The sequence below is a fragment of the Cohnella terricola genome (assembly GCF_007786475.1).
Classification (GTDB): Bacteria; Bacillota; Bacilli; order Paenibacillales; family Paenibacillaceae; genus Cohnella; species Cohnella terricola.
Genome location: NZ_VNJJ01000010.1, coordinates 150,532 through 159,073, shown reverse-complemented (window position 1 = coordinate 159,073; position 8,542 = coordinate 150,532). Strand labels below are relative to the sequence as shown.

Genomic DNA, 8,542 nt, shown 5'->3' with positions numbered 1-8,542 from the left:
CGATAAATCGTACAAACTTGACGCATTTAGCAGCAAAGGTTGCAAAAAAACAGCCCGATAAGGCTGCCCGTTGAATCGTTTTGGTGGACCATAGCGGGATATTGAAATTCTGATTAACTTTGCTTACGAAGATAATCAACGATGACGTTCTTAGTGGTAAATTTCAATGCCGTGCTCGTCCGCCTACGGCTCCCTGCGCGCGGAACGCTCCAGTTCGATCTCCGTAAAGGTTCCCAATAAATCAAAAAACGTAGTCCAGTTGGACTGCGTTGATTATAATTTATTGGTGGACCCTAGCGGGATCGAACCGCTGACCGTTTCGCTGCCAGCTAAGCGCTCTACCATGGATGGTCATTCACACTGCCATAACCACTCTCTGTGTAGTAACGTCATAGTGCTCATAGTAAATCGGGGCTTTGGATCGATCCCAAATATTCGTAATGATAGATTTTCCCTGTTGTTCCGGTGGGTACTGGACGAAGCCTATCTTTCTGAACAAGCATGCGGCAATATTTAATGACAGTTTGCTTGTGAAGCTCCAGTTCCCTTGCCGCTTCAGGGGGACGAAGGACTCGATTGTGACGGATGGCGAAACGCATAAGCTGTCGTTCAATTTTGCAGAAAGGCCGCGAAACCAGTATATATTTCTCTGTAGCAGAAGCCAGATAGGGAGCCAACATATTCCGGAGAATGGCTTCTATAAATGACGGGTTTTCATTCATCTCGTCGTATGAGATCGAAATGACTTGGAATTGTTGGGACTGTAAAAACAACCCGCGGTTCAAATCCAATCGATACTTGGAACGGTCTTTGCCGTGTGATCCGTAATCCATGATTTCGAACGCAAAGCGGTTTCCTCCCACGTTCCACATAAAGTCCACAAAATACGATCGCCCCCGCCAATCCAATACCTCATACTCCGGATGAAGCCCAACAAATTGTCCCATGAGTGACCACCAAATCTTTTCGACAAACATTTTATTCCCAAACCCGTGTCCCCGCAACAGTGCGTCTTTTCGCTCTCCATGACGCCTGCTCAAATGCCATCTAATCCACTTATCATGTTCGATCTCGAAGCTCAATTTCTTCGCCTCCTAGATTAAAATAAAAAAAGCCCCAATTAACCCTGCGCGGTACAGGATCATCGGGGCGTGCTTCGCCAATATGAATGAAATATCGTATAAAACTTAATCATTACCAGTCTAATTAAGCCAACTCAAACGATTTTTCGTACAAATTCTATGATTTATTCGCCATCAGGCTGGATTTTGTACGAAAAATCGTACAAAATAGCTCCAACCACGCTAAAACCAGTGCCACTTGTACGATAAATCGTACAAACTGGCTCCAACTTCATCAAAACCAGGGTCACTTGTACGATAAATCGTACAAACTTGACGCATTTAGCAGCAAAGGTTGCAAAAAAACAGCCCGATAAGGCTGCCCGTTGAATCGTTTTGGTGGACCATAGCGGGATATTGAAATTCTGATTAACTTTGCTTACGAAGATAATCAACGATGACGTTCTTAGTGGTAAATTTCAATGCCGTGCTCGTCCGCCTACGGCTCCCTGCGCGCGGAACGCCCCAGTTCGATCTCCGTAAAGGTTCCCAATAAATCAAAAAACGCAGTCCAGTTGGACTGCGTTGATTATAATTTATTGGTGGACCCTAGCGGGATCGAACCGCTGACCTCTTCGCTGCCAGCGAAGCGCTCTCCCAGCTGAGCTAAGGGCCCGTAATTGGCGACAAAAATGAGTTTATCACACGACTGTAGGTACTGTCAACGCTTTTTACTTTTCGTTTAGAAATAAAAATTGAAGACGGAGAAACGACTCGAAGTAGCCTTCGACGTCTCTTCCGTCCCCTCGATTTATTCCTATTTAAATACCATGTTTGTTCATCAGCGTATTCAATTCCTTCAGGAACATATTTATGTCCTTGAATTGCCGATACACCGACGCGAAACGCACGTAAGCGACTTCGTCCACGTGGTAGATCTGTCCCATCAGAAGCTCGCCGATCATCCGGCTCTCCACTTCCGCTTGCGCCGTATTGCGGACTTCCCTCTCTACATCGGAGACGATCACTTCCAACTGGCCGACGGATACCGGTCGTTTCTCGCAGGCGCGGAGCAATCCGCGAAGCACCTTGTCACGGCTAAATTCCTCGCGGCTCCCGTCTTTCTTGATAACGACCAGCGGCGTTTCCTCGACCGTCTCGAAAGTCGTGAACCGGCGGCTGCACTGCTCACACTCTCTTCGACGGCGAATCGATTTGTTGTCGTTCGCTGGACGGGAGTCCAGAACTTTCGTTCCGCTATAATCGCAATAAGGGCATTTCATACGCCGATTTCGCCTCCTTCGATATTTATCTTTTCCAAGCCTTCCCTTACATGATCAGTAAAATAAAGCACATAATACAGTTACCAACCGCAAGGAGGTGAACAACATGGCCGGACAAAACAACGCTAGCAATAACAACAGCAATCAACTGCTCGTCCCTCAAGCGACTGCGGGCTTGAATCAACTGAAATACGAAGCAGCCCAAGAACTCGGTATCGCCATCCCGCAAGATGGTTATCAAGGCAACATGACGACAAAAGATAACGGTTCTATTGGGGGTAACATCACCCGCCGTCTGGTGCAAATTGCCGAACAACAACTGGCAGGCAAATAATCACGCGATTAATTTCAATTACCGAAGCACATAATAGAGGAAGCTTTGAAGCGGATCGCTTCAAGGCTTTCTTCGCACATTCGGGACTTTCCGGAAAAAGTCAAAGCTTCTCATAAATACTTTGATACTTCTTATAATAATACAACACACGCTGCACGTAATGTCTAGTCTCTCCGTAAGGAATATCTTTAAGCGTCTGTTCTTCGCCGTTCCATACCCCTTTGTTTAACCATTGCTTTACTTTGCCGGGTCCTGCGTTATAGGCGGCTAATGAAATAACCAGATCGCCGTTAAACTGGCGATTCAGTTCCTTCATGTACCATGATCCTAAGGCGATCCCCGCATGCGCTTCTCTTCCGGCGTCCTTTACGGTAATACTGCCGAAATCATCTTGCTTCAAAATCCACTCAGCCGTGTCGGGCATAATCTGCATGATCCCGATCGCGCCTTTGCGCGAGACGGCAGTTAACTTGTAATTGGACTCCACGCGGATGATCGCCGCGATGAGCAGCGGATCCAGTTCGTAAACCGCCGCGTTCCTTTTGATCTCTTCTTGGTATGAAATCGGATATATCCGCTTCCCCAGCCAATCCGACTGAATGAACAATGCAGCCAGGACGATTAGAATCAGCAGAAGGATAAAGCGTTTGCGCTTGACTCGTTTTTTCATCCTAACCCCTTTTCCCGCCAGAAGCGATCGATTTGTTCCTCCGTCCGCGTGAGGGACCCGCTATTGTCAATAACGATGTCCGCCCTGTTTTTCTTCTCCTCGATGCCCATTTGCGCATCCAATCGCTTGCGTGCGTCGTCCGCTGATATCTCATCACGTTCCATTAAACGCTGCAATTGCTTTTCCCGAGGCACGTAAACGACCATCACCTGTTCAAAATAGTCTTCAAGACGCGATTCGTATAGAAGCGGCACGTCCACGACGATAAGCGTTTCCGGCGTTTTCTCCTCGTATTCGGTCATTCTTCGTTTCATGACGGCTCGAATAGCCGGATGGGTGATGGCTTCGAGCGCCTTGCGTTCAGACGAATCGGAGAAGACGATCTCGCCGAGCTTTTTGCGATTAAGCGATCCGTCTTCCTGCAGAACGGCCTGTCCGAATCTTTCCGCGATCGCGCGCAAAGCCGGTTGCCCGGGCTCAACAACTTCCCGGGCGATTTTATCCAGATCGATTAAAATGGCTCCTCTATCCGTAAGCAGCTTCGCGACCGTGCTTTTGCCTGCCGCGATTCCGCCCGTTAGACCTATATTCATTCGCTCTCTTCCTTATACCAACAATTTGAATAATCCCATCGCGATGAGAATAATGCCCGGCAGCATCGTCAATTGCTTTACCCAACGCCATCGGGAAGCCCATAAGCCGAACTTCGTTCCCGTCCAAAGAAACAATCCGCTTGAACCCGCGATCAAAATCGCGGTCGTGAATGGCGGAAATCCGACCAGAGCGGCGCCGATCCCCGCTCCGAACGCGTCAAGTGAAAGCGCCGTACCGAGCAGAAACGCTTCTTTCGGACTGATCGTTCCCGAGCGGTCCATGTCGGCCGCGGAAGGCGTTCGGAGAATCTGAATGATAAATCCGAATATTTTAAGCTCCATTTTTAGAACCGGAGCATCGCTTGCACTGTCCATTGTTCCCGATTCCGCTCCGCTATCCTCGTGAACTGAGCGCTGCGGACGTTCGCCGCGTTCTCCGCCGCGAATGAATTGAAGCAAAGCAGTCGAGCCTATTCCGATAAGAATGAAAGCGCCGACGGCCGAAGCTCCCTGAGGCGGAATCCATCTCGACATCGCCACGCCGACCATCATCGACATCAGAATGATGAACCCGGAACAAGCGGAAATAATCATAACGGAGGACACGGGAATTTTGATCTTTCTGACTCCGTAAGTAATACCGACACCGAATCCGTCTAAACTGACCGCGAAAGCCAATAGAAGCAGCGAAGCGACAGGCGCCATCATATCGTTTTCCCCCTGCATGGATGCGATCCCGAGCTTCCGATTGCGGAAGCCGGGTATTTTCCATCCTATGCAGGAATTCGCTTGAATGCCCAGTTTTCGAACCTTGCATGTCTATTCTCAGCGATTCTTGCCGTCTAATCGGTTTTTCACGGTATTGCCGCGCTTGTTTGTCTTGGACAGCGATCGTTGCGCCTTGACCGCTCGCGGCGGCTTCTGGCATTTCGGGCACACGTGCGTTCCGCGTCCGCCGACGACCGACTTCTCGATCGGCGAGCCGCAGGAATGGCACGGTTCCCCGGTCCTTCCGTAAGCTTTCAGACTGTGTTGAAAGAACCCCATCTCACCCTGTCCGTTCACGTAGGACTTAATTGAGGAACCGCCCGCATTTACAGCGGAAGACAACGTCTCGACGATGGACCCGTGAAGAAGGTCGCGTTTATTCTTCGCGATCTCGTTCGCGGGCGTCTCCGGATGAATGCCCGCCATATGCAAAGCCTCGTCTACGTATATATTACCGAGTCCGACGATCACTTCCTGATTCAGCAGCAAAGGCTTGATTTTCGTCGTTCGCTTCCCCAGCGCCGTCCGGAACGCTTCTATTGTAAAGCTGTCGTCGAGGGGCTCCAATCCCAGTTTATTCAACGGAGGGGACTGCCATTCTTCGCCCGGCAGGAAGAGATGCATCGTACCGAATTGGCGTACGTCCTTATAACGCAATTCCGTCCCGTCCGTAAAGTGAAAAATGACATGCGTATGATTCTCGATCGGCTCGTCTTGGCGGTACAAGCCGTATCGTCCTTCCATTCGCAGATGGGAGACGAGTACGATTCCGTCCATAACCAGTCTCAGAAACTTCCCCCTGCGCTCGACCGAGCGAACCGTTCTCCCTTCCAGCCAAGCGGCGAAAAGATGCGGATCGTCCGGCTTCTGCACGATTCGCGGTAATTTTACCGTGACGTGGTCAATCGTCTTCCCGACGATCAATTGTTGCAATGTGCGGCGTACGGTCTCGACCTCGGGTAATTCAGGCATCCCTATCTCCCCCTCTCTAGTTGTGCGTTTCCCGATGTTTGCCGATTATTATTTCGCTTCGTACCAATTGCTTCCGAAGCTCACTTCGGCGAGCAGCGGCACGTCGAGCTTCAAGGCGCTACCCATCACTTCCGGCACCAGCTTCTTCATCAGTTCGACCTCGTCCGCCGGCACCTCGAACACCAATTCATCGTGCACTTGCAGCAGCATCCGGCTGCGCAATTCGCGCTCGATCAGCGCTTCGTTCATATGCATCATCGCAAGCTTGATAATGTCCGCCGCGGTCCCTTGAATCGGCGTATTCATCGCTGTCCGTTCCGCGAACGAGCGCAGATTGAAGTTGGAATGGCGGATTTCCGGCAAATACCTGCGGCGCTCCAGGAGCGTCGTCACATAACCGTCGTTTCTCGCCCGCTCCACGATGTCGGTCATGTACCGACGCACGCCAGGGAAAGCCAGAAAATACTGTTCGATGAACTCGGCAGCCTCGCCCCGGGTGATGTTCAGATTCTGCGAAAGTCCCCAATCGCTGATTCCGTAGACGATGCCGAAGTTGACCGCTTTCGCTTGCCGCCTCATATTGGCGTCTACCTGGTCCGCCTGCACTCCAAAGACGTCCATCGCCGTTTTCGTATGAATGTCCATCTCTTTAAGAAACGCTTCTTTAAGTCCGTCGTCGCCGGAAATATGAGCGAGAACGCGCAGCTCGATCTGCGAGTAGTCGGCCGCAAGAATCGTCCAGTCGGGCTCTGACGGCACGAAAGCTTTGCGGATCTGGCGTCCTTCTTCCATGCGAATCGGAATGTTCTGAAGGTTGGGGAACTGGCTCGACAGCCTTCCCGTCGCCGCAATCGTTTGCCGATAAAAGGTATGGATTTTGCCCGTCTCCGGACGGATTTCCTTCAGCAAACCTTCGATATAAGTCGATTGAAGCTTCGACAATTGGCGATAATGCAATATCAAACGAACGATCTCGTGATGCGGCTCCAGTTTCTCCAACACTTCGGCGTCCGTCGAATATCCCGTCTTCGTCTTCTTCAGAACCGGAAGGCCGAGTCGTTCGAACAGCACTTCACCGAGCTGACGCGTCGATCCGATGTTGAATTCGAAACCTGCGGACGCATAGATCGCTTCGGTCGTCTCTTCAAGCCTACGTTGGAATTCTGCTCCCAACTCGCGCAGCGCATCGGCGTTGACGGTAATTCCTTGCTTTTCCATACCCGCGAGTACGATCGATAGCGGCTGCTCCAGCTCGTAATAGAGCCGATGCATGCCAAGCTCCTCGAGCTGTTCCGCCAGATGCGGCTGCAATCTGCGCACGGCTTCCGCCTTCGCCGCCAAGTGCTTGGCCAGCTCTTCGCCGGAAGGCAGCCGGAACTTGGCGCCTTTGCCGTATACCGCTTCGTCCGGCAAGATCGGCGCCAGCTTGTACCGCTGCAGCAACCCGTGCAGCGAAGGATCGGCTTCCGTCGGATCGAGCAAATAAGCAGCTAATTGCACGTCGAACGACTGCCCTCTCAAAGTAATACCGGAGCGCGCCAATATGAGCTCGACCCGGTGCAGATCGTAGCTGATCTTCGGCGCGCCGGCGTCTTCAAGCCAAGCGACGAGCGGTTTCGCTTCTTTGTCGGAGAGCAAGGCGTAAGGCACGACATAACACTTCGCGCCTGCGACGATGGTGATTCCGATGCCTTCGCTCTGATGCGGGTTGTCGCCGACGGAATCGACCAGCACGGCTTCCGCGACGGGAAAAGCTTCCGTCAGAACGCCCCATCCCGCTTCCTCTACCCGGACAACCTCGTAATGCGAGGCGGTTTCGGCGCTTTCCGCCTCCATCGCTTCGTCCGCCGCGCCAAGGTTTAATCTTTCGCTCAAGTTTTTGAACTCCAGCTTGCGGAAAGCGGCCGCAAGCGTCGCTGACTCATAACCTTTCCAAGCGACGTCTTCGATAGAGAATTCAAGCGGAACCTCGCGATAGATCGTCGCGAGCTGCTTGCTCATTCTGGCGTTATCTTGGTTCGTTTCGATATTCTCGCGAAGCTTTCCTTTGATCTCTTCGACGTGCTGAAGTACATTCTCGACCGTTCCATATTCGTGCAGCAGCTTAAGCGCGGTTTTCTCGCCTACGCCCGGAACGCCGGGAATGTTATCGCTCGCGTCTCCCATAAGACCTTTCAAGTCGATGATCTGCGCGGGAGTCAGCCCGTACTTCTCTCCGATGCTGGCGGGAGTAAAGCGTTCGACTTCGCTCACGCCTTTGCGAGTAATCAGCACGCTGACCTCATCCGTCGCGAGTTGCAGCATATCCTTGTCCCCGGACACGACGATGGCCGACTTGCCCTGTTCCGCCGCAAGCTTCGCCATCGTGCCGATAATATCATCCGCTTCGTACCCCGCAAGCTCAAACTGCGAGATCGAGAACGCCTGCAGCAGTTCCTTCAAAAGGGGGAACTGTTCGGACAGCTCCGGAGGCGTTTTCTGGCGCCCGCCTTTATATTCTGAATAACCTTCGTGCCGGAAAGTCACTTTGCCCGCGTCGAAGGCGACGAGCACATGGCTCGGCTTCTCTTCCTCCAGAACTTTAAGCAGCATCGTCGTAAATCCCAACACCGCGTTCGTATGAAGCCCATTGCTGCTCGTAAGCGGCGGCAACGCGTAAAATGCGCGATTGATAATGCTGTTGCCGTCGATCAAGACCAGCTTGTCCTTGTCATTCCCCATGTCCGTTCGCCCACCTCACCGACAAATTTTCATACAAATATCATAACATAAGTGACGAACGAACCGCGACCCGACAACAGCTGTCGCTAGGGAAGCAATATCTTCCGGGAAAGTAACGACTATTGTAGTCATTTCATTGG

The 8,542-nt window shown here is 51.7% G+C and carries 8 protein-coding genes and 1 tRNA gene; 1 reads left to right on the top strand and 8 read right to left on the bottom strand.

The window, feature by feature from the left end:
- Window positions 1-398: 398 nt before the first annotated feature.
- From FPZ45_RS17530 to nrdR, 3 genes are all read right to left on the bottom strand, one after another.
- The gene (locus FPZ45_RS17530) at window positions 399-1,082 is read right to left on the bottom strand and encodes a hypothetical protein (protein WP_144704732.1); all 684 of its coding nucleotides are present in this window, start codon (window positions 1,080-1,082) and stop codon (window positions 399-401) included.
- Between the two features lie 579 nt (window positions 1,083-1,661).
- Window positions 1,662-1,737 (bottom strand) — tRNA-Ala (locus tag FPZ45_RS17525).
- Window positions 1,738-1,882: 145 nt separating this feature from the next.
- On the bottom strand, window positions 1,883-2,344 hold the full coding sequence (nrdR, locus tag FPZ45_RS17520) for a transcriptional regulator NrdR (RefSeq protein WP_144704729.1): 462 nt from the start codon (window positions 2,342-2,344) through the stop codon (window positions 1,883-1,885).
- Between the two features lie 106 nt (window positions 2,345-2,450).
- On the opposite strand from nrdR, the gene FPZ45_RS17515 reads away from it, so the two are divergent.
- Entirely contained in the window at window positions 2,451-2,678 is a 228-nt protein-coding gene (locus tag FPZ45_RS17515) for an alpha/beta-type small acid-soluble spore protein (RefSeq protein ID WP_144704726.1), read from the top strand.
- Between the two features lie 100 nt (window positions 2,679-2,778).
- Here FPZ45_RS17515 and FPZ45_RS17510 read toward each other — a convergent pair whose 3' ends face one another.
- From FPZ45_RS17510 to polA, 5 genes are all read right to left on the bottom strand, one after another.
- Entirely contained in the window at window positions 2,779-3,348 is a 570-nt protein-coding gene (locus FPZ45_RS17510; RefSeq protein WP_144704723.1) for a lytic transglycosylase domain-containing protein, read from the bottom strand.
- Window positions 3,345-3,941: a dephospho-CoA kinase gene (coaE, locus tag FPZ45_RS17505; protein ID WP_144704719.1), complete on the bottom strand. Its 597-nt coding sequence runs from the start codon at window positions 3,939-3,941 to the stop codon at window positions 3,345-3,347. The genes FPZ45_RS17510 and coaE overlap by 4 nt, the downstream gene beginning before the upstream one ends.
- Window positions 3,942-3,953: 12 nt before the next feature.
- Window positions 3,954-4,649, bottom strand: coding sequence for a sporulation membrane protein YtaF (ytaF, locus tag FPZ45_RS17500; protein WP_342780068.1), 696 nt, complete (start codon window positions 4,647-4,649; stop codon window positions 3,954-3,956).
- Between the two features lie 117 nt (window positions 4,650-4,766).
- Window positions 4,767-5,681 (bottom strand): DNA-formamidopyrimidine glycosylase, encoded by a 915-nt coding sequence (gene mutM / locus FPZ45_RS17495; RefSeq protein ID WP_144704716.1) that lies wholly within the window; start codon window positions 5,679-5,681, stop codon window positions 4,767-4,769.
- 48 nt (window positions 5,682-5,729) lie between these two features.
- Complete coding sequence (gene polA, locus FPZ45_RS17490) at window positions 5,730-8,402, bottom strand: DNA polymerase I (protein WP_144704713.1); 2,673 nt, start codon at window positions 8,400-8,402, stop codon at window positions 5,730-5,732.
- Window positions 8,403-8,542: the final 140 nt, after the last annotated feature.